19 protein-coding genes and 2 other RNA genes are annotated in these 23,960 nt (G+C 46.1%); 18 read left to right on the top strand and 3 right to left on the bottom strand.

Annotated features, from left to right (window positions below; genetic code table 11):
- Positions 1-146 precede the first annotated feature (146 nt).
- The 3 genes from ybaK to V7M78_RS11490 all read left to right on the top strand — a co-directional run bounded on the left by ybaK (position 147) and on the right by V7M78_RS11490 (position 2,315).
- Positions 147-614: a Cys-tRNA(Pro) deacylase gene (gene ybaK, locus V7M78_RS11500; RefSeq protein WP_333649604.1), complete on the top strand. Its 468-nt coding sequence runs from the start codon at positions 147-149 to the stop codon at positions 612-614.
- 314 nt (positions 615-928) lie between these two features.
- Positions 929-1,771, top strand: a complete 843-nt coding sequence (locus tag V7M78_RS11495; protein WP_333649602.1) for a cell wall hydrolase — start codon at positions 929-931, stop codon at positions 1,769-1,771.
- A gap of 79 nt (positions 1,772-1,850) precedes the next feature.
- Positions 1,851-2,315, top strand: a complete 465-nt coding sequence (locus tag V7M78_RS11490) for a YhcH/YjgK/YiaL family protein (RefSeq protein WP_333649600.1) — start codon at positions 1,851-1,853, stop codon at positions 2,313-2,315.
- 45 nt (positions 2,316-2,360) lie between these two features.
- On the opposite strand, the gene V7M78_RS11485 is transcribed toward V7M78_RS11490, so the two are convergent.
- Positions 2,361-3,326 (bottom strand): pectinesterase family protein, encoded by a 966-nt coding sequence (locus tag V7M78_RS11485; RefSeq protein WP_333649598.1) that lies wholly within the window; start codon positions 3,324-3,326, stop codon positions 2,361-2,363.
- Between the two features lie 331 nt (positions 3,327-3,657).
- Here V7M78_RS11485 and V7M78_RS11480 point away from each other — a divergent pair, with 331 nt between their 5' ends.
- From V7M78_RS11480 to rnpB, 13 genes are all read left to right on the top strand, one after another.
- Entirely contained in the window at positions 3,658-6,309 is a 2,652-nt protein-coding gene (locus tag V7M78_RS11480; RefSeq protein ID WP_333649596.1) for a cation-translocating P-type ATPase, read from the top strand.
- Positions 6,310-6,538: 229 nt separating this feature from the next.
- Entirely contained in the window at positions 6,539-8,230 is a 1,692-nt protein-coding gene (locus tag V7M78_RS11475; RefSeq protein ID WP_333649594.1) for a phosphoenolpyruvate carboxykinase (ATP), read from the top strand.
- A gap of 34 nt (positions 8,231-8,264) precedes the next feature.
- Complete coding sequence (locus V7M78_RS11470) at positions 8,265-8,909, top strand: HAD family hydrolase (RefSeq protein ID WP_333649592.1); 645 nt, start codon at positions 8,265-8,267, stop codon at positions 8,907-8,909.
- 105 nt (positions 8,910-9,014) lie between these two features.
- Positions 9,015-9,192: non-coding RNA, 6S RNA (gene ssrS / locus V7M78_RS11465), on the top strand.
- A gap of 71 nt (positions 9,193-9,263) precedes the next feature.
- Positions 9,264-11,540: a SpoIID/LytB domain-containing protein gene (locus tag V7M78_RS11460; protein WP_333649590.1), complete on the top strand. Its 2,277-nt coding sequence runs from the start codon at positions 9,264-9,266 to the stop codon at positions 11,538-11,540.
- A gap of 46 nt (positions 11,541-11,586) precedes the next feature.
- Positions 11,587-13,290, top strand: coding sequence for a S8 family peptidase (locus V7M78_RS11455; RefSeq protein ID WP_333649588.1), 1,704 nt, complete (start codon positions 11,587-11,589; stop codon positions 13,288-13,290).
- A 186-nt stretch (positions 13,291-13,476) separates the two neighbouring features.
- Positions 13,477-14,487 (top strand): deoxyguanosinetriphosphate triphosphohydrolase, encoded by a 1,011-nt coding sequence (locus tag V7M78_RS11450; protein ID WP_333649586.1) that lies wholly within the window; start codon positions 13,477-13,479, stop codon positions 14,485-14,487.
- Between the two features lie 36 nt (positions 14,488-14,523).
- Positions 14,524-16,296 (top strand): DNA primase, encoded by a 1,773-nt coding sequence (gene dnaG / locus V7M78_RS11445; RefSeq protein ID WP_333649584.1) that lies wholly within the window; start codon positions 14,524-14,526, stop codon positions 16,294-16,296.
- Positions 16,297-16,368: 72 nt separating this feature from the next.
- Positions 16,369-17,538, top strand: a complete 1,170-nt coding sequence (rpoD, locus tag V7M78_RS11440; protein WP_333649810.1) for an RNA polymerase sigma factor RpoD — start codon at positions 16,369-16,371, stop codon at positions 17,536-17,538.
- A 21-nt stretch (positions 17,539-17,559) separates the two neighbouring features.
- Positions 17,560-18,297, top strand: coding sequence for a tRNA (adenine(22)-N(1))-methyltransferase (locus V7M78_RS11435; protein WP_333649582.1), 738 nt, complete (start codon positions 17,560-17,562; stop codon positions 18,295-18,297).
- Positions 18,248-19,051 carry a Nif3-like dinuclear metal center hexameric protein gene (locus tag V7M78_RS11430; RefSeq protein ID WP_333649580.1) on the top strand — a complete coding sequence of 268 codons (804 nt, stop codon included), beginning with the start codon at positions 18,248-18,250 and terminating at the stop codon, positions 19,049-19,051. Before V7M78_RS11435 ends, V7M78_RS11430 begins: the two co-directional genes overlap by 50 nt.
- Positions 19,052-19,062: 11 nt before the next feature.
- Positions 19,063-20,724, top strand: a complete 1,662-nt coding sequence (locus V7M78_RS11425; protein ID WP_333649578.1) for a nucleoside kinase — start codon at positions 19,063-19,065, stop codon at positions 20,722-20,724.
- 46 nt (positions 20,725-20,770) lie between these two features.
- An RNA gene (gene rnpB, locus V7M78_RS11420) (RNase P RNA component class A) lies at positions 20,771-21,115 on the top strand.
- Positions 21,116-21,323: 208 nt separating this feature from the next.
- On the opposite strand, the gene V7M78_RS11415 is transcribed toward rnpB, so the two are convergent.
- A complete protein-coding gene (locus tag V7M78_RS11415) occupies positions 21,324-21,860 on the bottom strand; it encodes a flavin reductase family protein (RefSeq protein WP_333649576.1) in 537 nt (178 codons plus the stop codon).
- Between the two features lie 112 nt (positions 21,861-21,972).
- On the bottom strand, positions 21,973-22,227 hold the full coding sequence (locus tag V7M78_RS11410) for a hypothetical protein (RefSeq protein ID WP_333649574.1): 255 nt from the start codon (positions 22,225-22,227) through the stop codon (positions 21,973-21,975).
- Positions 22,228-22,466: 239 nt separating this feature from the next.
- Here V7M78_RS11410 and V7M78_RS11405 point away from each other — a divergent pair, with 239 nt between their 5' ends.
- The gene (locus tag V7M78_RS11405; protein WP_333649572.1) at positions 22,467-22,958 is read left to right on the top strand and encodes a sigma-70 family RNA polymerase sigma factor; all 492 of its coding nucleotides are present in this window, start codon (positions 22,467-22,469) and stop codon (positions 22,956-22,958) included.
- Positions 22,955-23,842, top strand: a complete 888-nt coding sequence (locus V7M78_RS11400) for an RsiV family protein (RefSeq protein WP_333649570.1) — start codon at positions 22,955-22,957, stop codon at positions 23,840-23,842. Before V7M78_RS11405 ends, V7M78_RS11400 begins: the two co-directional genes overlap by 4 nt.
- Positions 23,843-23,960: the final 118 nt, after the last annotated feature.

The raw sequence follows: 23,960 nt of genomic DNA, 5'->3' as shown, positions 1-23,960 counted from the left end.
AGAAGAGTTGTTTCCTTATATATAAGAAAAAATAAATTTCCTTAAGATGAGTCCGTAAGCGCCGGAGATTGAACCTGGCATTTGCGGGCTTTTATCTCACGGAATTATGGGATGAAGGAAACAGCAGAAGGGATGAGGTGATTCATATGATAAAGACAAATGCAATGCGAATGCTTGATAAAGCGAAAATTGAATATGAGGTCAGGGAATATGAGGTGGATGAACAGGACCTTTCCGGCAGCCATGCTGCGGATGTAATGGGCGTAAATCATGACAGCGTTTTTAAAACTCTTGTATTAAAAGGGGAGAAAATGGGGTATCTGGTCTGCTGCATACCCGTGGATAAGGAGCTGGATCTGAAAAAAACGGCGAAAGCTGCCGGAGATAAGAAGGTTGAGATGATTCCTATGAAGGATTTACAGGGAATTACGGGCTACATCAGAGGCGGCTGTTCCCCTGTCGGCATGAAAAAACAATATCCGACTTTTGTGGAAGAATCCGCTGTTTTACAGGAAAAAATTGCCGTCAGCGGCGGTCTGAGAGGAGTGCAGATTCTCATTTCACCCCAGGTATTGGTTGACTTTATAAGGGGGAAATTTGCTTCACTTGTGTGATGTTAGTTTACATAACACAAAAAACTTTTGGACAGGCTGTTTTTTGGGAGTAGAATAATTAACAGAAATGTAACAATATTGTAAAAAGTAAATGGGCGAATAATACAAAAGAAAGAGGTAAAATAGGGTATAAATAGTGGAATACATACAAAAGGCGAAAAACAATAAAAAGATTCGGGTTAAAATATCACAAAAATGTTAAATAACCATTGACTTTTTTAACAACCTTCTTCTATAATTACCAGCGTCACATGGAAACGGCTGTGAAATATGCTTGCAGCCCAGAAAGTGGAATTAGAGAAAAAGGAGTATGTATGCTTAGACTACGCTCAATCCTTCGGCAGATTTGTCAGTTTTTTGAAGGTATATACCGGTCCTTTGCTGTGTTTATGGCCGGGGTAGCTGTCATTACCATTGCCACCTTTCTTTCAGCAGGCTTTGGAAGCGGCAGCAGAAATATGCTGACAGTATTTGCGGAGACACCGGCACTGGAGGAATTAACATCCGAAGATGCTGTGAAAAAAGAGGGAATCGTTACGCAGGCAAAGGTACAGATTAAAATATCTGAGGCCAGAATGCAGGCCCAGCAGTTGGCCGGCAATCTTCTGGAAAAAGAGGTAATACAGAAACAGGAACTGGCGGAGGAATCCCAGGCCCATATTGAACAGATTAACCAGCAGATCGCCACAGAGGAAGAGGCAAAGCGGCAGGCTGAGGAAGCGGCCAGAATAGCGGCGGAAGAAGCCAGAAGGGCAGAAGAGGAAAAAGCCAGCCGTGCCATGTCGGTATCGCCAGAGGATTATCAGGTCCTGCTGAAAATCGTACAGGCGGAAGCGGGAATCTGCGATGACAAGGGAAAAATTCTTGTAGCTAATGTAATTTTAAACAGAGTAAAAAGCGGAAAGTTTCCCGGCACCGTCAAAGGAGTGGTCTATGAGCGTTCCCAGTTTTCGCCGGTATCCAACGGAAGCATTAATTCCGTAAAGGTGACCAGTGAAACGGTGGCTTGTGTGGACCGAGCCCTGGCAGGAGAGGATTATTCCAATGGAGCGCTGTACTTCATGTACCGGAGAGGTTCCAGAAGCAGAGCAGTCAGTTGGTTTGACTCTCACCTGACGTATTTGTTCAAGCACGAAAACCATGAATTTTTTAAATAAGATATTGTGAAAAGCTCTGCTTTCGGTGTATACTATAGGGGTCTGAAAACTATATTATACATAAAAGGAGAGTACGAATATGATATTTGACTCAGCAAAACACCTTGATTTTTACAGAAACCTTGGAGTGGAAGGAAGATATGCAAAGGCAGTCGACTTCCTTAAAAATAATGATCTGGAAAACCTGGCGCCAGGAAAATATGAAATTGACGGCAAGAATGTATTTGCCAATGTGACCGAATATACTACAATTCCGTGGGAAGAAGCGAAATACGAGGCTCATCATAATTATACCGATATCCAATATATGATATCCGGTTCTGAGACCATGACTTACGCACCGATTGAAGAGTTGGCAGAAAAAGTACCTTATAACGCAGAAAAAGATGTTGTATTTTACGACAATGAGAATCCTGGCCTGAAGGTGGTTGTAAAGGCAGGAGAATATATGATTTTTAATCCATGGGATGGGCATAAGCCAAAGGCTGCTGCCGGAGAACCGGCCCCCATCAAGAAAGTAATTGTTAAAATCAAAGAAAACTGAAAAAATGGATTCGGCCCCTTTTAGATGAGCCGAATCCATTTCCGCTTATGGCCGCCAGTTATCTGTGCCGCCTAAGACTGCTTCTTTTTCATACCGGGGCAGGTCGTTTTCTGTCAGGCGGTGAATCCAGTCCGGCCGCATTTCCATGCTTGCACCGGGGCCAAAGCTTCCGTATTCCCCGTAAAAGGAGTGGTCATGGGCAGATTCTTTTCCCCAATCATTCCAGCCCTCTTTGCAGATGTGGCTGTCCATATAGCAGTTGATCAGAACAGTCTTTGCGTATTCCCTCCAGGGGCGTCCCAGATAGGCATTTTCAGGGGGACAGTTGCTTTCGAAGCGGCAGTCCTTCATCACATAGCCGTATTCCTGGCCCTCCGGGGTGGAGGCGGCAGTCACATAGCTGCTGATTTCCCTTCCGGTGTATTTGGAAAAAAAGGTACAGTTTTCAAAATAAGCCGTGGCACTTCCGAAGATGAAATCAATGTCACCCTCCAGGTAACAGCCTTTATAAAAGTGGCGTCCGTTGATTCTCGGGGCAAACTGCTTTGGACCTGTAAAGCCTCCCGGCTCCACTTCCTTTGGAGGTAGAGGTCCTGTAAAAAGCGTATCCTGTCCGCCTAAGAAACGGCAGTTTTCAAACAAGAGCCTGTCTCCGTCAGCGTAAAGGGCAAGGGCCTGGCTTACATCAGTTCCCTTTCCGGCACAGTTTTTAAAGGTGATATTTTTAGCGGTAAAATCATGGGTGTCCACCAGGCAGGTGTAAGTGCGGAAGGTTCCCCTTTTGCTGCCATCCTCCATCTTCATGGAGGCGTAAAGACTGCCGGAGATAATGGTGTTTTCTGCGTCTTCCCCAATAAAGGCCACATAGGGAGCTGTTACGGAAATTCGTTCCCGATAAATGCCTTTTCGGATGTAAAAAATCTGCTGGGAGGAGTTGTCTTTTGGAAGGGCAGCCAGAGCCTCTGTAATGGTTCTGAAATCTCCCTTTCCGTCCTGTGAAATATAAATCATGTCAAATCTTCTTTCTGTGTTTTGTATACATAATCGGCAACATATCCTAAATATATCTATTTTATCCGGAATTTGCAAGAGAAATTTACTGCAATTGCTGATTGAAAAATCTATATTGACAATTTTTTTATGTTGTGGTATATTCATAACACTATATGAGGGAGTAATTGGCGCTGTAGAAAGCGTGGTAAGTCAACATCCCTGGTTGTCAATCAGCCTGGCTTATCTTAAAGTATGAGACTCATGTACAGATAACACTGTACTTGGGTCTTTTTTTGTTATGAAAAGGTCAAGTACAGACTTGACTTTTTTTATTTTAAGGAGGGTACTTATGAAGGAGTATCTACAAGCATCAGAAGAGATTCTGGAAGGTCTGAGGACAAACAAAGAAGGTCTTTCAGAAGCAGAAGCCGCCTCCAGGCTGGAGAAAAACGGCAAGAACAAACTGCAGGAGGCGCAAAAGGACTCTTTGCTGATTCGGTTTTTAAATCAGCTTAAGGATCCTATGGTCCTGATCCTGATTGCGGCGGCTGCCATTTCCGGCGTCACTGCGGTGTATGCCCATGAGTCTTTTGCAGACGTCATCATTATCCTGGCAGTGGTTGTGATCAACTCTATCCTTGGAGTCTATCAGGAGAGCAAGGCGGAAAAGGCCATTGAAGCCCTGCAGGCCATTTCTGCGGCCACATCAAGAGTGAGACGTGGCGGAAAGATTCAGACTGTAAAAAGCGAGGATCTGGTAGTCGGAGATATCATTCTTTTGGAGGCCGGCGATTCCATTCCCGCAGATGCCAGGCTGCTGGACAGCGCAAGCCTTAAGGTGGAGGAAGCTGCCCTGACCGGAGAGAGCGTTCCGGTGGATAAAATCATCAGCGTCTTAAACCTTGGCAGCCAGAAGGATGTTCCTTTAGGGGACCGTAAAAACATGGTGTATATGGGCAGTGCGGTTGTGTACGGAAGAGGAAGTGCAGTTGTTACTGCAACGGGTATGGATACGGAAATGGGCAAAATTGCCGATGCCATTACCCAGGCTCAGGAAAATGCCACACCTTTGCAGATGAGGCTGAATCAGCTGAGCAAAACCTTAAGCACACTGGTTCTGGGAATCAGCGTTTTCATCTTTTTGTTTGACTTGCTTCGCCTTTATCCCAATATTACGGGAGATGGAATTCTGGAAACCTTTATGATTGCCGTATCTCTGGCCGTAGCAGCCATTCCCGAGGGTCTGGCAGCGGTGGTTACCATCGTGCTTTCCATCGGCGTTACCAACATGTCCAAAAGAAATGCGGTAATCCGGAAGCTGACTGCTGTTGAAACCTTAGGATGTACCAATGTGATCTGTTCTGATAAAACAGGAACCCTGACCCAGAACAAGATGACTGTAGTAGAGAGTTTTTGTAAGGATGAGCGGCTTTTGGGACGCACCATGGCTCTTTGTAATGACGCTCATTTAAATGATTCCAATGCAGCAGAAGGAGAGCCGACTGAGGCCGCCCTTGTCAATTACGCCTACAAAATGGGTATTGCGAAAAATGCTGCTGAGGCCCTGACTCCCCGTGTGGGAGAAGCTCCCTTTGATTCAGGAAGAAAGCTTATGAGTACCATACACCGGATGGAAGATGGAAGCTTTGAGCAGTACACAAAAGGAGCTCCTGATGTGCTTCTTTCACGCTGCAGCTTTTACTGGGATGGAACTGTCCAGCAGCCTATGACAGAGGCTTTGCGGGAAGAAATCACAAAGGCTAATAAAAATCTTGCCGACCAGGCCCTGCGTGTTTTGGCAGGTGCGCGGAAGCGTCTGGAAAAGCTGCCCCAGGATATGAGTCCTGAAGCCCTGGAAAAAGACCTTTGCTTTGTGGGTCTGACAGGAATGATCGACCCTATCCGCCCGGAGGTTAAGCCGGCCATTGCAGAATGCAAGTCCGCAGGAATCCGCACCGTTATGATCACCGGAGACCATAAGGACACTGCCGTTGCCATTGCAAAACAGCTTGGAATCATCAAAGACGGGGCAGAGGCTTTAACAGGAGCAGAGTTAAACGAATTGAGCGATGAGCAGCTGGATGAGCAGATTGTAAAGTATTCCGTTTATGCCCGGGTTCAGCCGGAGCATAAGGTGCGTATTGTAAAGGCATGGCAGAACAAAGGCATGATCGCCGCTATGACAGGAGACGGAGTCAACGATGCTCCTTCCATCAAGACCGCTAACATCGGAATCGGCATGGGAATTACAGGCACTGACGTAACTAAGAATGTGGCCGATATGGTTCTGGCTGATGACAACTTTGCCACCATCGTCAATGCGGTGGGAGAGGGAAGGAGAATTTATGACAACATACGTAAGGCCATTCAGTTTTTACTGTCCTCCAACCTTTCAGAGGTGCTTTCCATCTTTATCTCCACTGTTTTGGGCTTTACCATTTTAAAGCCGGTTCATTTGCTTTGGATCAACCTGATTACAGACACCTTCCCGGCTGTTGCACTTGGCATGGAGCGTGAGGAGTCTGACACCATGAGCTGCCCGCCAAGAAGTTCCAAAGAAGGAATTTTCTCCAAAGGTCTGGGCTTTGACGTGATCTGGCAGGGTGTAATGATTACCGGAGTGACTGTTCTTGCTTATTTTGTGGGACATTACATTGAGTCCGGAGTATTTGAGGTAGCAGAAAGCCCCGACGGAATGACTATGGCCTTCTTAACCCTTTCCATGTCGGAGATGTTCCATTCCCTGAACATGAGAAGCAGAAGGCATTCCATTTTCCAGGTAAAACACCACAATAAATATTTATACGGAGCAATGATCGCTTCCTTCCTGCTGACGACTGCGGTCATATTCATTCCCCCTATGGCCCGGGCGTTCCAGTTTGAACATATTTCCTTAACGGAATATTTCGTTTCCATGGGTCTGGGTGCCATTGTGATTCCAATTGTGGAGATCATCAAATTTTTCCAGAGGCTTTCAGACAGGAGATCCCAGGTTTCCTGATTGAAAATACTGCATTAAAAAATATCCGGTATGAGGACAAAAAACTCATGCCGGATATTTTTTTGTGCAAAATGTAGAGGCAATGGAATTGGAGCAATGGAAAATATGATACAAATTCACGAGAAGAAAGTGTATATTATTTGGAAGTTATGAATAAGAATTATTGACATTTCATTGCCATGATGAGATAATGACTAAAAAGTCAGATGTCGCATAAGGAGGGTTTTATATGTCAACAAAAGCTTATTACCCAATTCATGAAATTGGAAAGGACAAACCGGGATTTTCGGCAGCCAGATCAATTATTGAAACGTCTTTTTACGGGAATAATGTGGTTAAAATCAATACGCTTAGAGAGGCATATGAATTAGCCCTGAATTCGCCGGGAACCGTTGTCACGGACATGCCTGTTTACAGAGGCGAGGAATTCGGCCTCGACCGGGATGCAAAGGTTCTCTTATTCAATGACGGAGCAATTTCCGGGCGGTATGCTGCCGCAAGAAGGATTGCAGGAGAGCCGGGAGTCAACTGCGGTGCTCTTGACAAGGTTATTATGGATGCTGTTTACGAAACCCGCTGGAAAACCATGTACCATGCAGAGGTTTATGTGGGGCTTGATTCTGAATTCATGGCAAAGGCCCATATGCTCATTCCGGAGGGAGAAGAAAATATTCTTTATAACTGGATGCTGAATTTCCAGTATATGTCTGATGAATACGTCAGGATGTACCAGGGCTCCAAGCCTGTTGGAGAGGGGAAAGAACCGGATATTTACCTGTTTTCTGATCCTCAGTGGAACGGCTCTGACCGTCCCGGTGTTGACTTATCCTGCCTGAGCGATCCGAAATGCCTGTGCTATTTCAATACAGAGCAAAACTGCGCTGCAATCCTGGGCATGAGATACTTTGGAGAACATAAAAAGGGAACTCTTACTATGGCCTGGGCTCTTGCCAACCGAAACGGATACGCTTCCTGCCATGGAGGACAGAAGAAATACACCTTAAAAGATGGAACCCATTATGTTGCCTCTGTATTCGGATTATCCGGATCAGGAAAGTCCACCCTCACCCATGCAAAGCACGGCGGAAAATATGATGTTACAGTGCTTCACGACGATGCGTTTGTCATCAACACAGATACCTGTGCGTCGGTTGCGCTGGAGCCTACATATTTTGACAAGACCCAGGACTATCCCACGGGATGTGAAGATAATAAATATCTTTTGACTGTCCAGAACTGCGCCTGCACGTTAGATGAGAATGGAAAAATCCAGCTGGTGACAGAGGATATCAGAAATGGAAACGGACGTGCCATCAAGTCTAAATTATGGTCTCCTAACCGTGTGGATAAGATCGGTGAGCCGGTTAATGCTATTTTCTGGATTATGAAGGACCCAACCCTTCCTCCGGTGGTAAAATTAAAAGGGGCTTCCCTGGCTTCTGTTATGGGTGCGACCCTTGCGACCAAGAGAAGTTCTGCAGAACGGCTTGCGGCGGGAGTAGATCCCAATGCCCTGGTGGTGGTGCCTTATGCCAATTCTTTCAGAACCTATCCTCTGGCAAATGATTATGAGAAATTTAAGAAATTAGTGGAAGAAAAGAACGTAGACTGTTATATCGTCAACACCGGTGAGTTCATGGGCAAAAAGGTTCAGCCAAAGGACACCCTGGGCATTCTGGAGGCCATTGTGGATAAGACAGGGGAATTTAAGCAGTGGGGACCTTTCTCTGATATTGAAATTCTGGAGTGGGAAGGCTTTATTCCTGATCTTGAAGATGAGTATTACAGAGAGCAGTTAAAAGCCCGCATGAAAGAGAGAGTCAGCTTTGTCGAAAAAACTGCCACTTTAAAAGAGGGGTATGACAAGCTTCCTGAGGACGCTTTGGCGGCCATTCAGAAGGTTGTTGACGAATTAAAATAATAAGACCTGCAAGGCTGAAAGGGAATTTTTTTACATGAAAAAGGAATATCTGCTGTTTGATTTAGACGGAACTCTTACGGATTCCAAGGAGGGGATCACCAAATCGGTTCAATATGCTCTTAAGGCTTTTGGAGTTGAGGAGGAGGAATTGGACCGGCTCTGCTGCTTTATCGGTCCGCCGTTAAAGGACAGCTTTATGAAATACTACGGTTTCAGTGAGGAGGATGCGAAAAAAGCAGTAACCGTTTACCGGGAATATTTTTCAGCCAGAGGCCTGTACGAAAACAAGGTTTATGAAGGTGCGGAAAAGGTGCTGCAGTCTCTTCTGGATTCCGGAAAAAAGCTGTATGTGGCTTCTTCCAAGCCAGAGTATTTTGTCCGTAAGATTTTAACGCATTTTCATATGGACTCTTATTTCCGGTTTATGGGAGGTTCAGATATGGAGGAAGTGAGAGGACAGAAGGCTGATGTGATCCGTTATGTGCTGGAGGAATGCGGCATCACCGACCGGGACAAGGCGGTTATGATCGGGGACAGGGAGCACGATATTCTGGGAGCAAAGGAAGTGGGAATTGACTCTGTGGGAGTGCTTTACGGCTTTGGAAGCAGACAGGAGCTGGAGCAGGCCGGAGCAGGGGCAATTGCCGAAACCATCTTCGATTTACCCGCACTTTTCTGATAGGAGAATTTTTTTGAAATCAAAAAAATAAAAACTGACAGGAAAAGGAACTTGAAAAATAGGCTGAAGTGTTGTATACTAAAAACCATAGAAATAGCTTGAATGTAATTCCTGGAATGTACGACACTCTTACCTTTTTGAACCTACATTATGACATCAGGGATTCCAATATTTTCAGGTGGATGTCAGGCCTCCGTAGCAGTGGAAGGCAAATACCTGAGTGAGGTTACCCACCTAGCAAAGCTAGGCGTCAATAAGTAAGAACCGGCATTTTGGGGTTACAAAAGAAAAAAGCAGCGAGAAATCGCTGCTTTAACTTTTCTGCACAAAATATAACTAAAATTAAGAGGGTCCATGAACAGAAAAAAATTTATTGGATTTGTGGCCGGAATTCCTCTTCTGGTGATCATTCTCATTATCATCATTTTGATCAGTGAACGGGAACCGGAGGGAATATCAAGAGGTGCTGCTTATAAGTCGGCTGCGCTTCTTCTTTCTGACAGGGAAAGCTGCGAAAAGCTGCTGGCTGATCAGGAACTGGAATACTTTTCGGAAAAGGAAAAGAGTCACTGGTATGTAAAATATATGAATTATCTCTATGCAGGAGGTTATCTGGATATAGAGAAGACGCCTGCGGCAAAGGAGACTGCCGAAGGCTTTTTGACGTATGAGGATGCAGAGAATCTGGCGGAAGCCCTGGTTCCCGGATCAGGAGAAGCTGTACATAAGGGCGGTAAAAAGCAAAAGGAGCAGATTCCCTCCGGCCAATGGTGGGATTTATATGAGGAGCTGAGAAAAGAGCTGGATGAAGAGGGCAAGATTAAGGAAGTTGAAGTTCTGCTTTACGGAACTCCTGCCAATATAAAAACAGCACCGGCCTGGACGGCTTATACAAGCGGAGGAAGCTTTGGATTTGAGGGCATCAGCCTGGATTCTTACATAGACTGGGAGGTGAAGCTTCTGGTAAAGGGCGGTGAGATTATTGCCTTAAAAGAAGGGGTAACTGATTCTGTTACATATAAAAACGTGTGGCTGACTTCGGGAGAAGGAGATACCTTCCGCATTTACGTAGGATCAGTTATGCGTAGCTTTCCTTTGGAGGCTTCTTTGGGACAGGAGTCGGAATATGCCAACAACATAGCTGATGTCAGTTTAAAAAGAGGACGCCTTCAGAAGGTCACCTTGAAGAAAAAGAAGGTAACTGGAAAGGTGCTGGCTGTTAAGGAGGACTCCATCGAGGTGGAGGGCTACGGCAGCTTAAAGCTGGATAAGGATTTTAAGGTTTACCGGCTGTACGGCCAGCTTGAGGAAAAATCCATATCAGACATTCTGGTAGGATACGACATCCAGGAATTTGTGGTGGCCCACGGCAGAATAAGCGCAGCCCTTTTAGTAAGGGAATTTGACGCAAAGAGCCTGAGGGTTCTTTTGATGAATACCAACTATCAGTCCATTTTTCATCCGGAGGTGACCTTGTCCGCACAGAGCGGACTCTCTCTGAGTTATGGGGAGGAGAGGGTTGAGATTCCTCCTGGGGCAGAGGTGATTATCAATGCTTCTGATGAGCGGTTAAAGGATGGAAGAATCGTGGTGTCGCCTTTAGAAGCCAGTGATTCTGTATCCGTCAACTCCATAAACCGGTCTAACGGAACGCCGTATTACGATGGGACTATTGAGATCAGAAAGGAGCCTGAGGGCCTGCTTCTGATTAATGAGCTTTATCTGGAAAGCTATCTGACAAAGGTGGTTCCCAGTGAAATGCCCGACAATTATGAAAAGGAAGCTTTAAAAGCCCAGGCAGTCTGTGCCAGGACCTATGCTTACCGCCAGATTCAGGGCAACACCTACAGCCAGTACGGCGCCCATGTAGATGACAGTACCAGATTCCAGGTTTACAACAATTTAAAACCAGGGGTAAAGACCGAGGAAGCTGTGCGTGAGACTTATGGAAAACTTTTGTTTTATCAGGAAACACCTATTGAAGCTTTTTATTTTTCCACCTCCTGCGGACATACCACGGACGGAAGCCTGTGGGGAAGCGACCCTGCCCTGTACCCTTACCTGGATGGAAGTCTGCTTCAGGAGAGCAGGGGAGTTTTGAATCTGTCCACCAATTCAGACTTTGATGAATTTATAAAAAACAAGGATTATCCCTCCTATGATTCCTCCTTCCCCATGTACCGGTGGGAAACCACGGTGACCAACCGCCAGCTGGAGGAGGAGATTACAGAAGTAGGCTCCATCTTAAATATTACAGTGACGGAACGGGGTGTGGGAGGAATTGTCAAAAAGCTGAGAGTGGAAGGCTCTGACGGGGTTATGACCATTAACGGCGAAAGCCAGGCCAGGGCAAAACTGGGAAATAAATACATGACCATAACGAAAAAGGATGGGGGCCTGATGAAGAACTTTGATTCACTTCCCAGCGCCTATATATCCATTGAAAATACAGGAGTGGATGACAACAATATCACCACCTTCCGCATATACGGCGGGGGCTACGGCCACGGAGCGGGTATGAGCCAGAACGGGGCCCAGGCCATGGCAAAAGAAGGAAAGGGATACGAGGATATCTTAAAATTCTTCTACCATGGGTCAGAAGTGCGGGAAGCTGAAGCCAGTAAGGAATGAGAATGGCTTTTTCTGCGTAAGATGGTAAAAAATGCAGGAGCAGCATATGCAGGATCAAAAACTGGAAAATCTGCTCAATCTGGCTCTCAGCGCGACTCCCGAAGAGAGAGAACGGTCCCTGAACTTAAATGTGGGCTACAATCCGGAGGAAAATTCCTGGGTCGTAATCGTCAAGTATTCCGGGGATATCAGCAATCTTTCCCTGGTTGGAATACAGGTGGAGCCAATGGTAAACGAATACGCCATTTTAACAGTCCCGGAGTCCCTCATTGACTCTTTAAGCGAACTGCCGCAAATTGAATATGTGGAGAAACCAAAGAGGCTGTTTTTTGCTGTTAATCAGGCAAAGGCGGCCTCTTGCGTCAATCTTGTCCAGCAGGGAAGCAGCATTCTCACAGGGCGGGGGGTTTTGGTGGCTGTCATTGACTCGGGAATTGACTATTATCATGAAGATTTCCGCAATCCCGACGGAACCACCAGAATACTATCCCTGTGGGACCAGACCCTGGAACGGGTCTTCACAAAGGAAGAGATTGACCAGGCCCTGAGCACTGGAAGCAGGGCGGAGGCCAGGCGTCTGGTTCCTTCGGTGGATAACAGCGGACACGGTACTGCTGTGGCTTCTATAGCCGCAGGAAACGGAAGGGAAAACCGGGGGCAGTACAGAGGGGTTGCTTATGAAAGTCCTCTTTTGGTGGTAAAGCTTGGAGTCCCTCAGGAAGCGGGATTTCCGAGAACAACGGAGCTGATGCGGGCAGTGAATTTTGTTGTCAGGGAGGCTGTGGCCCTTCAGATGCCCATTGTCATAAACTTAAGCTTTGGGAATACCTACGGCTCTCATGACGGAACCAGCCTTTTGGAAACATTTTTGGACGATATCTCCAATTACGGAAAGACTGTGATTGTGGTTGGAACGGGAAATGAAGGAGTCAGCGGCGGCCACTTATCCGGAGTTTTGACCATGGCAAGGCCTCAGGAGATAGAGTTGAGTGTTGGAGGCTATCAGACCGGGTTCAGCGTCCAGCTTTGGAAATCCTATGCGGATTTGTTTGATATCAGTATTATAACGCCTTCCGGTGAAACCATAGGTCCTATAAGCAGCAGTCTTGGACCTCAGACCATTAACTTAGGAAATACCCAGATTCTGCTTTACTACGGAAAGCCGGGGCCATACAGCGTGGCTCAGGAGATATATCTGGAGTTTCTTCCTGCAACCACATTTATTGACAGCGGAATCTGGAGGTTTCGCCTTACTCCAAGGCAGATCGTGGAAGGCAAATATGATTTCTGGCTTCCCTCTGCAGGGGTTCTGAACCAGTCCACCAGATTTTTAAGGCCAACGCCGGAAACCACCCTGACCATTCCTTCCACGGCTACCAAGGTCATATCTGTGGGAGCTTATGATGACACTTATCAGTCCTATGCGGATTTTTCCGGGAGGGGATTTACAAGAAGAACCAACCAGGTGAAGCCGGATATAGCGGCTCCGGGAGTGGGAATCATTGCGGCCAGGACGGGAGGAGGCTATGAGCCTGTGACTGGAACCTCTTTTGCAACTCCTTTCGTAACCGGAGGCGCAGCCCTTTTGATGCAATGGGGAATTGTGGATGGAAGAGATCCTTTCCTGTTCGGGGAAAAGGTGAAAGCGTATCTGATCCGGGGGGCAAGACATCTTCCCGGCATTACTTCATACCCCAACCCTGAAGTGGGATATGGGGCCCTGTGTGTAAGTGACAGCCTGCCTGTTTAATGTCTGATGGGGTGTGTCCTGTTTGTCTCTGGCTTTCCGTATTTCTGTTTTTTTTTCGGTCCGGAAATGCGGAAAAAGCCCGGAAACAGGGCGTCGATGGAAAATGCTAATATTTCGATAGGGGGTGTTATAATTACTGAAAATATGGTATAATGTACATTAACTTTGGGCAAAGGATGTGATCGTATGAATATCAGAGAATCCACGGAACAATGGGAAGAAGAATATTTAAGCCCCTATGCTTCTTTCAGTAAGAACAGCAGGGGGAGAGAACGTGAAGAAACTCCCTGCGATATCAGGACTGCTTATCAGCGGGACAGGGACCGGATTATCCACTGTAAGGCATTTCGCAGGCTGAAGCATAAGACTCAGGTTTTTCTGGCTCCTGAGGGAGATCACTACCGAACCAGGCTGACACACACCCTGGAGGTATCTCAGATTGCCAGAACCATAGCCAAATCCCTGCGCATGAATGAGGATCTGACTGAAGCCATTGCACTGAGCCATGATCTGGGCCATACCCCTTTCGGCCATTCGGGGGAAGCTGTTTTAGACAAGATTTGTTCTGAGGGTTTTGCCCATTATAAGCAAAGCGTTCGGGTAGTAGAGGTTTTGGAAAAGGAGGGCAAGGGTTTAAATCTCACCTGGGAGGTGAGAGACGGCATATTAAATCACCGTACCAGCGGCCATCCTTCTACATTGGAGGGCTGCATCGTCCGCCTTTCGGATAAGATTGCTTATATCAACCATGATATTGATGATGCCATCAGGGCTAAGATGTTTGTGGAGGAAGACCTTCCGGAATGCTATACGGGTATTCTTGGACACAGTGTCCGGGAAAGGCTTAACAACATGATTCACGATATCATAGATAACAGCTACGAAAAAAAGGAAATCGTCATGTCTCCGGGCATGGAGGAGGCCATGAAGGGGCTGCGCACCTGGATGTTTGAGCATGTGTATAAAAGCGATATTCCAAAGGCAGAAGAAGGAAAAGCCCAGCACTTGATCGTCATGCTGTTCCGTTATTACATGGAAAACCCGGACATGCTTCCGGAGGAATACCGGCTGCTGACAGAAGGGCGGGAAGAAAGCCTGGAACGGGCGGTGTGCGATTATATTGCGGGCATGAGCGACAGCTATGCCATTGATAAATTTGAAGAACTGTTCGTCCCGAAAGCGTGGAAAAGTGTTTAGGGATATGAAAATATAAGGAAGGAGGAGTGAGGCTTCATGCGGTACTCAGAAGAAGTGATTGAAGAGGTCCGGAACAGAAACGATATTGTGGACATGGTTTCGGGATATGTAAAGCTTCAGAAAAAAGGGAACAATTATTTTGGCCTATGCCCTTTTCACAATGAAAAATCGCCTTCCTTTTCCGTATCCCCATCCAAGCAGATGTATTACTGCTTTGGCTGCGGAGCGGGCGGCAATGTGATCACCTTTGTTATGGAATATGAAAATTATTCTTTTTCTGAGGCTCTTAAGGTGCTGGCTGACCGGGCGGGAGTGACCCTTCCTGCGGCAGAATACAGCAAAGAGGCCAGAGAGCAGGAGGATCTTAAGTCTTCTCTTCTGGAGATCAATAAACTGGCGGCCAGTTACTTTTACTATCAGCTGAAAAATCCCCAGGGTGAGGCTGGTTACCAGTATTTAAGGGAACGTCAGCTAAGCGATGAAACCATCACTCATTTCGGCCTTGGATATTCCAATAAGACCAGCGATGATCTTTACAGGTACTTAAGGGGCAAAGGCTATGATGATGAGCTTTTAAAGCAGACCGGCCTTGTGACTGTAGAGGAGCGGGGGAGCCGGGATAAATTCTGGAACAGGGTCATGTTTCCCATTATGGATGTAAACAACCGAGTTATCGGATTCGGAGGCCGGGTCATGGGAGCAGGAGAACCGAAATACTTAAATTCCCCGGAAACGAAATTGTTCGATAAGAGCAGGCATTTGTACGGTCTTAACTATGCCAGGCTTTCCAGAGAAAAGTACATATTGATCTGCGAGGGATACATAGATGTGATTTCCCTTCATCAGGCCGGATTCACCAATGCGGTGGCGTCTTTAGGAACAGCCTTTACTTCCCAGCAGGGACAGCTGTTAAAGCGTTATACGGATAAGGTGGTGCTCACCTACGACAGTGACGGGGCTGGTGTAAAAGCCGCTCTCCGGGCCATTCCCATTCTTAAAGAAGCAGGGGTGTCCATTCAGGTCCTTAACATGGAACCTTACAAGGACCCGGATGACTTTATCAAAAATATGGGAGCAGAGGCATTCCGTGAGAGAATCAAGGAAGCACGGAACAGCTTTTTATTTGAAATTGATGTGCTGAAAAAGGATTATAAAATGGATGACCCGGAGCAGAAAACCGCATTTTATAACCAGGCAGCCAGAAAGCTTCTGGAATTTCCGGAGGCTCTGGAACGGGATAATTATTTAGAGGCAGTCTCCAGAGAATACTTTATCAATTATGAGGATTTAAGGAATCTGGTTAACCGGCTGGGAGCTTCTTTAGGACCGGCAAGAACCGGGACTTCGCGGGAACAGGGGGAGCATGGGAAAGGGCAGCGTAAAAAGGAAAAGGAAGACGGCGTAAAACAGTCTCAAAGGCTGCTTCTCACCTGGCTGATTGAAAATCCTGGTTTATTTGATAAGATCAAGGGAGTGATCACTCCTGATGACTTTATAGAAGAACTGTATCACAAGGCGGCAGAAATGGTTTTTGAGGGACATGCTGCAGGAAATTTAAATCCAGCCGAGATTTTAAATCATTTTATCAATGATGAAGATCAATACCGGGCAGTCGCGGGTCTTTTCCATGCGAGTCTCAATGAGTCCCTGAGCAATGAAGAACAGAAAAAAGCGTTTTCGGAAACCATTATGAAAGTGAAAAAAAACAGTCTGGATTATGCCAGCCGCCATGCGTCAGGAATCGAAGAACTGCAAAAAATCATAAAGGAACAGGCTGGACTGAAGGATCTGCATATTTCGCTGGATTAGGGTATACACTATAGGCAGGCTGTGGAAGGATGGAAGAACATGGACGAGAATGTGAAGAAGACGGCAGATAAGATGGCGGGGTCAAAAAAGACAGAGGTGGAGCTGGCTGAGGAGTTGAAGACAGAGGAGACAGCTGCATTTGAGGAAAAGTTAAACCAGCTTTTCCTTTTAGCGAAAAAGAAGCGGAATGTGCTGGAGAATCAGGAAATTCTGGATTTCTTTGCCGGAGAGGAACTGAACTCAGATAAACTGGACCATATCTTTGACTTTCTGGAGAACAACAAGGTGGATGTACTTCAGATTGACGGCCCGGAGATAGAGCTGGATGAAGATCTTTTTATAGAAGAGGACATTGAGGAAGAGGAAGAAATCGATGTGGAAAACATTGATTTGTCCGTTCCCGAGGGAGTCAGCGTAGAGGACCCTGTCCGGATGTATTTAAAAGAAATCGGAAAGGTTCCCCTTCTTTCCAGTGAAGATGAAATCGAATTTGCCAAGAACATTGAGCTGGGAGATGAGAATGCAAAACAGAGCCTGACTGAGGCCAATCTCCGTCTTGTAGTCAGCATTGCCAAACGCTACGTAGGCCGGGGAATGCAGTTTTTAGACTTGATCCAGGAGGGGAATTTAGGTCTTATTAAGGCTGTTGAAAAGTTTGACTACAGAAAAGGGTATAAATTCAGTACCTATGCCACCTGGTGGATCAGACAGGCCATTACAAGGGCAATTGCCGATCAGGCCAGGACTATACGTATTCCGGTTCATATGGTGGAAACCATCAACCGCCTGGTCCGCGTATCCAGACAGCTTTTACAGGAGCTGGGAAGGGAACCAGTGCCGGAGGAAATCGCTGCAAGGGCCAATATGCCGGTGGAGCGGGTCCGGGAGATCATGAAGGTATCTCAGGAGCCGGTATCCTTAGAAACCCCTATTGGTGAGGAAGAGGACAGCCATTTAGGAGACTTTATTCAGGATGAGCAGGTTATGGTTCCGGCTGACGCAGCCACCTTTACCATGCTTCATGAGCAGCTTATGGAGGTTTTGGATACCCTGACAGAGAGGGAGCAGAAGGTATTGAAGCTTCGGTTCGGCCTTGATGACGGGCGTCCGAGAACCTTGGAGGAAGTGGGCAAGGAATTTAATGTTACAAGAGAACGAATCAGGCAGATTGAAGCCAAGGCTCTGCGTAAACTGCGCCATCCCAGCAGAAGCAAGAAGCTGAAGGACTATCTGGATGATTGATGCTGCAGAAGGTCGTATAAGATGAAATTATCAAAACGTTTGGATACAATCGCTTCCTTTGTACCTGAGGGAAGCAGGGTTGCTGATATAGGAACAGACCATGGATATATCCCTATCCACCTGGTTCAGGAAGGGAAAGCAAAACATGCCATTGCCATGGATGTGAGGGAGGGCCCTCTTTTACGGGCCCATGCCCATATCCGGGAGGCAGGTCTGGAGGGCAGGATTGAAGTCCGTCTCAGTGACGGGCTTTTAAAATTAGAGGAACAGGAAGCCGACTGCGTGGTTATAGCAGGCATGGGCGGAGAATTGATGATACATATTCTGGAAGAGGGAAAAAGGCTGTGGAACCAGATTCCCTACTGGGTCCTTTCTCCCCATTCAGAAATTGACAAAGTACGCAAATTCCTGCTTGAGCAGGAATTTTTCCCGGAACAGGAGACTATGATAGAGGAAGAAGGGAAGTACTACACTGTCATGGGAGTTTCGAGAAGGGGCACAGACAGGGAAGACTATGACCGGGAAATCTTTTACCGTTACGGAAAACAACTGTTGGAATCCAAGTCCCCTGTTTTACTGGAATATTTGACAAAAGAAGAAGAACAGCTTCAGAAAATCCTTGACGGCCTGTCGGAAAGCAGAACCCAGGCAGGAGAAAAGCGCGTCGGGGAACTGAAACAGGAACTGATCTGGAATAAGGAGGCACAAGATGAAATGCGAGGAACTGACGGTCAAGCTGGAACGGCTGGCGCCCCTTAGCTGCGCCTGTGACTGGGATAATGTAGGACTTTTAGCAGGCCGTAGTGATAAAGAGGTCAAAAAGGTTTTTATTGCCCTGGATGCCACGGATGAAGTGATAGAAGAGGCGGTTTTGTGGGGAGCAGATATGCTGGTCACCCACCATCCTCTGATCTTTAAGCCGTTAAAGCAGATTAATGATAAGGATTTTATCGGCCGGAGACTGATTAAGCTGATCCGGCATGACATTGCCTATTACGCCATGCATACCAACTTTGATGCTGCGCCGGGCTGTATGGCGGATGCGGCTGCCATAAGGCTTGGGCTCACAGATATGGGAATACTGGAGCAGGAAGGCCTGATGGATGGCGGAGAAACGCCTTATGGAATCGGAAAGACCGGATATCTAAAAGAGGAAATGACGGTCAGAGAGGTGGCTGGCCTTGTAAAAGAGCGGTTTAAACTGCCCTTTTTGACTTTGTACGGAGAGGAAGCTATGGACGGCCCTCTGCGGTTTATAGGAATCAGTCCCGGTTCCGGAGGAAGCATGATAAAGTCTGCTTTAAAAGCCGGGGTAAAAGTCCTGGTGACCGGAGATATCGGACATCACAATGGAATTGATGCGGCTGCAAACGGAATGGCAGTTATTGATGCAGGACATTACGGACTGGAGTATCTGTTCCTGGATTTTGTGGAAGATTACTTAAGGAAAGAAGCGGGAGAGGCTTTTGAAATACGCAAGGCAGAAGTGGTATTCCCCGAAACGCTGATATAAGGAGGAACAGAATGGCTTTTATAACGATCAACGGAGTAAAAAAGGAGTATCCTTTAGGGACTTCCTATCAGGAAATTGCCAGAGAACACCAGGATCAGTACGAGGATGAGATTTTGCTGGTCAGCATCAACGGAAAGTTAAGAGAGCTTCATAAATCAGTCCAGTTTGACTGCACCATGGAATTTTTGACGGGAAGAGACCAGCCCGGAATTCAGACTTATCACAGAAGCGCCATCTTTCTCACTATGAGGGCCTTTTATGACGTGGTGGGTGCGGAGCAAATCGAGAAGGTAACTGTGGACTTTTCCCTGGGAAAAGGATATTATATTGAGCCTCATGGAAACTTTGAGCTGACAGATGATTTAATCAGCCGGGTCAGAGACCGTATGCATGAATATGTAAAACAGGAAATTCCTATTATGAAACGTCATGTGAGCACTGATGATGCCATTGAACTGTTTCACAAGCACCGCATGTATGACAAGGAAAGACTGTTCCGGTACCGCCGGGTTTCCCATGTGAATATATACAGCATCGGCGGGTTTGAGGATTATTACTATGGATATATGGTCCAGAATACGGGATACATCAAGTATTTTGACCTGGCTTTATATGACGAAGGCTTTGTGCTCATGCTTCCCCAGAAGGATGATCCGAAAGAAGTTCCGGTATTTGATGCTGAGAAAAAGAAAAAGCTGTTTTCCGTATTAAAGGAAAGTGTAAAATGGGGAGAGCGGCTTAATGTGTCCCATGTAGGAGCTCTTAATGAAGAAATTTCCAAAGGAAATATTAATCAGTTGATTATGATTCAGGAGGCTCTTCAGGAAAAGAAAATCGCTGAAATCGCCGAACGGATTGTCAGTGACCGCACCAAGAAATTTGTCATGGTTGCCGGGCCTTCCTCTTCGGGTAAAACCACTTTTTCCCACCGCTTGTCCATACAGTTGAGAGCCCAGGGAATGACTCCCCATCCCATTGCGGTAGATGATTATTTTGTAAACCGGGTGAATAGTCCCAGAAATCCCGATGGAAGCTATAATTACGAGTCGCTGGAATGTCTGGATATCGAACAGTTTAACAAGGATATGACGGCTCTTCTGGCCGGAGAGACGGTGGAAATGCCCCGGTATCAGTTTAAGACAGGAGAAAGGGAGTACAAGGGAGATTATTTGAAATTGGGAGCAGAAGATATTCTGGTTATTGAGGGAATCCACTGCTTAAATGACAAACTGTCTTATTCTCTTCCCAAAGAAAGCAAGTTCCGGGTGTATGTAAGCGCTTTGACCCAGTTAAACATTGACGAGCACAACCGGATTCCCACGACTGACTGCCGTCTGATCCGCCGGATGGTCCGGGATGCCAGAACCAGAGGCGCCTCAGCCCAGGATACGTTCCGCATGTGGCCGTCGGTGAGACGGGGAGAAGAGGAGTATATTTTCCCCTTCCAGGAATCCGCGGATATGATGTTTAACTCTGCCACAGTCTATGAGCTGGCGGTGCTGAAGCAGCATGCAGAGCCGTTGCTCTTTGGTATTCCAAGAGATTCTGCGGAATATGTGGAGGCAAAAAGGGTACTGAAATTCCTGGATTATTTTCTGGGAGTTAACAGCGAAGATATTCCTCATAATTCCATTGTCCGGGAATTTATCGGAGGAAGCTGCTTTAAGGTTTGATGATTGCTTTACAAATGAAAGAATTTATGATAGACTAGTATAGTTTTGAGTAAGACAAATGGCCGCAGCTGCAAAGCCGAAAGGCTGCAGGTGAGGAAAGTCCGGGCTTCGCAGGGCAGGATGCCAGATAACGTCTGGCGGAGGCGACTCCAGGGAAAGTGCAACAGAAATATACCGCCGCATTGCGGTAAGGGTGGAAAGGTGGTGTAAGAGACCACCGCCCTTCTGGTAACAGGAGGGGTCCATGTAAACCCCATCCGAAGCAAGACCGAACAGGAGGCATAAGGCGGCCCGTCTGCCTCCGGGTAGGTCGCTTGAGCCTGTCGGTGACGGCAGGCCTAGATAGATGGCCATTCAATGACATAACCCGGCTTATCGTCTTGCTCAAAACTTTAAAAATAACCGGCCTTAAGAGAAATCAGGCCGAAAGCAGAAGCTGCAAAGACCATGGAAGATAATTCCAGAGGTCTTTTTTTGTGAGATTAAAAGCGCAGGCCATACAGCTCCAGACTTGATATTGCCGCTCTTCTCAACTGCAATATCAAGTTCATGGGTCTGCATTTACCGTGGCTGGCAGGTGCTTTGCATGGATTTATTAATTATTCAATGATATATGCCCGAAGAATCTCTCCATAATAAGCGGTATGGTAATCTTTGTTTGCTCCGTGGAATGAGCTGTCCACATCCTGAGGATAGCACTTTTCCCTGTTTTCTTCTGTGATTGCATCGGGGTCCTGCTTTTGTTTATATATGACTCTGCATTCCAGGGTCAGAGGAAGTTCTTTGATGGCCGGTACGGAAATAGTATCAGAGTTTTCCAGGGTCAGATTCAGCTCTTTGACCTTATCAACCTGGCTGCCGGATTTCGTTCCGCAGAAGCCAAGAATTTTTTTGTCAAATTCTCCGTAAGGTATGTTGACCGTAAACTCCGGGTTTTTATCTAACTGGTGCTTTGTGAAACGGTTTTCTCGTACGAAGGTGGTAAAAATCGGCTTTCCCCATTCAATTCCCAGGGTTCCCCAGGAAATGGTCATGGAATTCACCTTATCTCCATCCTTTGTGGTCAGCAAAACTCCTTTTTGCAGTTCCTTCATAATATGATTGGTATAATCAAACAGTTCAATTTCCGTTTTCATTGGGTTAGCCTCCTGATGTTTTTATTTTTTATATACCTACTATATTAGTATTAAAAGTAATTTATTGCAAGAATGCATTTTCATCAAAATATTTCTGTGCTTAGCAGGAACTTCAGCAATAATTTCCGGAACATAAGGTTTTGTGATTCTCCCCGGAAAAGTCCAGGAAAGACACGCTGTAGGAGGAATCCTCTTCTTCCGCATGGATTGCCCGGTTGTATATTCTCAGTGCATGTTCAACAGTGATCTCAACACCGTGATAATAATATAAAGTAGCCTGCGTATGGGAAACTACGCTTTCTATCAGCAGCCTTGCATCATGGTTTTCAAATAATATTTCATTTAAGTTATTTCTTGTGATCATCATACGCCGGTCTCCTTTCGCTTAAGAACAAATGTTCGTTTGATGGTTAAAAATTAAAACCACAGCCAGTGGTTCTAATTGGATATTCTATTGGTATTATATCATAGAATTACTGCAAATGCAAACATATGTTCTGATTTTTGAAAAAAATATTTTCCTGCAACTTTTTGATTTCCTGAAGCATCTATAATAATAGAAAGGGAAAAGCATCTGTTAAAGAACGGATACAGAAAGGGTAACAAATGAGACAAGAGGTTTACGATCAGATGACAAGATATATCATTGAAAATCAAAACAGCTTTTACCGGCTGGCTTTCAGTTACGCCCGCAATAAGGAGGATGCCCTGGATATTGTTCAGAATGCGGTCTGCAAAGCCCTGGATCACTGTGAATCCTTAAGGAATGCGGATGCCGTTAAAACCTGGTTCTATAGGATATTGGTAAATGAAAGCAATTATTTTCTCAGAAAGAGCAAAAGGGAAATTCCGGTGGAAGAAGAGGTTTATATGGAGATTCCCTACTATGAACGAAAGTATGAGCCTGCAGATGATCTTTATGATGAGATCAGCCATTTGGAGCCGGAGATGCAAAACGTCATTAAGCTGCGTTTTTTTGAAGAACTTTCATTGAAGGAAATTGCAGAAGTCACGGACACCAATTTAAACACGGTAAAAGCCAGATTATACCGGGGGTTAAAATTACTTAGGGAGAATATTGAGGAGGTAAATCTATGAGCCGTTTGGAGGATGCCAAGAAAAGATATGACGAAATCCCTGTTCCTGAGGAATTGGGGGTTCGTATACAAAACCTTATTGAACAGTCGGAAAAGAGAGAGGAGAAAAACATGAGAGATACCAGAAGAAAAGGAAAGCACAGCTTTTATAAATGGGGGCTGGGGACAGCCGCTGCAGTCCTGGTCGTATTTACCGGGGCTTTAAACGGAAGTACAGCCTTTGCAGAAGAAGCACAGCAGCTTCCGGTTATAGGCTCTATTGCCCGGATTCTGACGGTAAGTTCTTATACAAAGGAACAGGGGCGGGAAAAGATTTCGGTGGAAGTGCCGGGAATTGAATTTATTACAGAGAATAATTCCGGGCTTTCCCAGAGGGTGAATGAAGAAATCCAGAACATATGCAGCGAGTATGCCCAGGAGGCGGTGAACCGGGCGGAGGAATATAAGCAGGCATTTTTAGATACAGGCGGTACAGAGGAGGAATGGGAAAAACGGGAAATCCAGATCAAGGTCTGGTATGAAATCCTTTCCCAGAACAGCAATTATCTGTCCTTTGTAGTGAGAGGCTCCGAAAGCTGGACTTCAGCCTACAGCGAGGAACGGTATTATAACATAGATTTAAACACCCAGGAGCTGCTGACTCTGAAAGATGTTTTGGGAGAAAATTATATCCAGAAGGCAAACGAAAGCATCAAAAGCCAGATGGATGAAAAATCCCGTGAGCTGGGAATTGAGTTCTGGGGCCCGGAAGAAGGGGGCTTTGAGACTATTTCCGATGATACCAGGTTTTATATGAAGGAAAATGGAAACCCAGTGGTCGTATTTGAAAAATACGAAATAGCTCCGGGAGCAGCCGGAGCAGTGGAGTTTGAAATCACTCCGTGAGAAAAAAAGCAGACAGGCCGGCGCGCTGGTGATATGCTCCCTTCTAGGTAGACAAGTGAAATAAAAAAACTTGTCATCTGGGAGGGAGCATATTTTATGGGAAGAAAAGCTAAATTTT

The sequence above is a fragment of the Lacrimispora sp. genome (assembly GCF_036758025.1).
Taxonomy (GTDB): Bacteria; Bacillota; Clostridia; order Lachnospirales; family Lachnospiraceae; genus Lacrimispora.
Note: the sequence above shows the minus strand (reverse complement) of the source record. Positions and strands in the feature narration are given on the sequence as shown.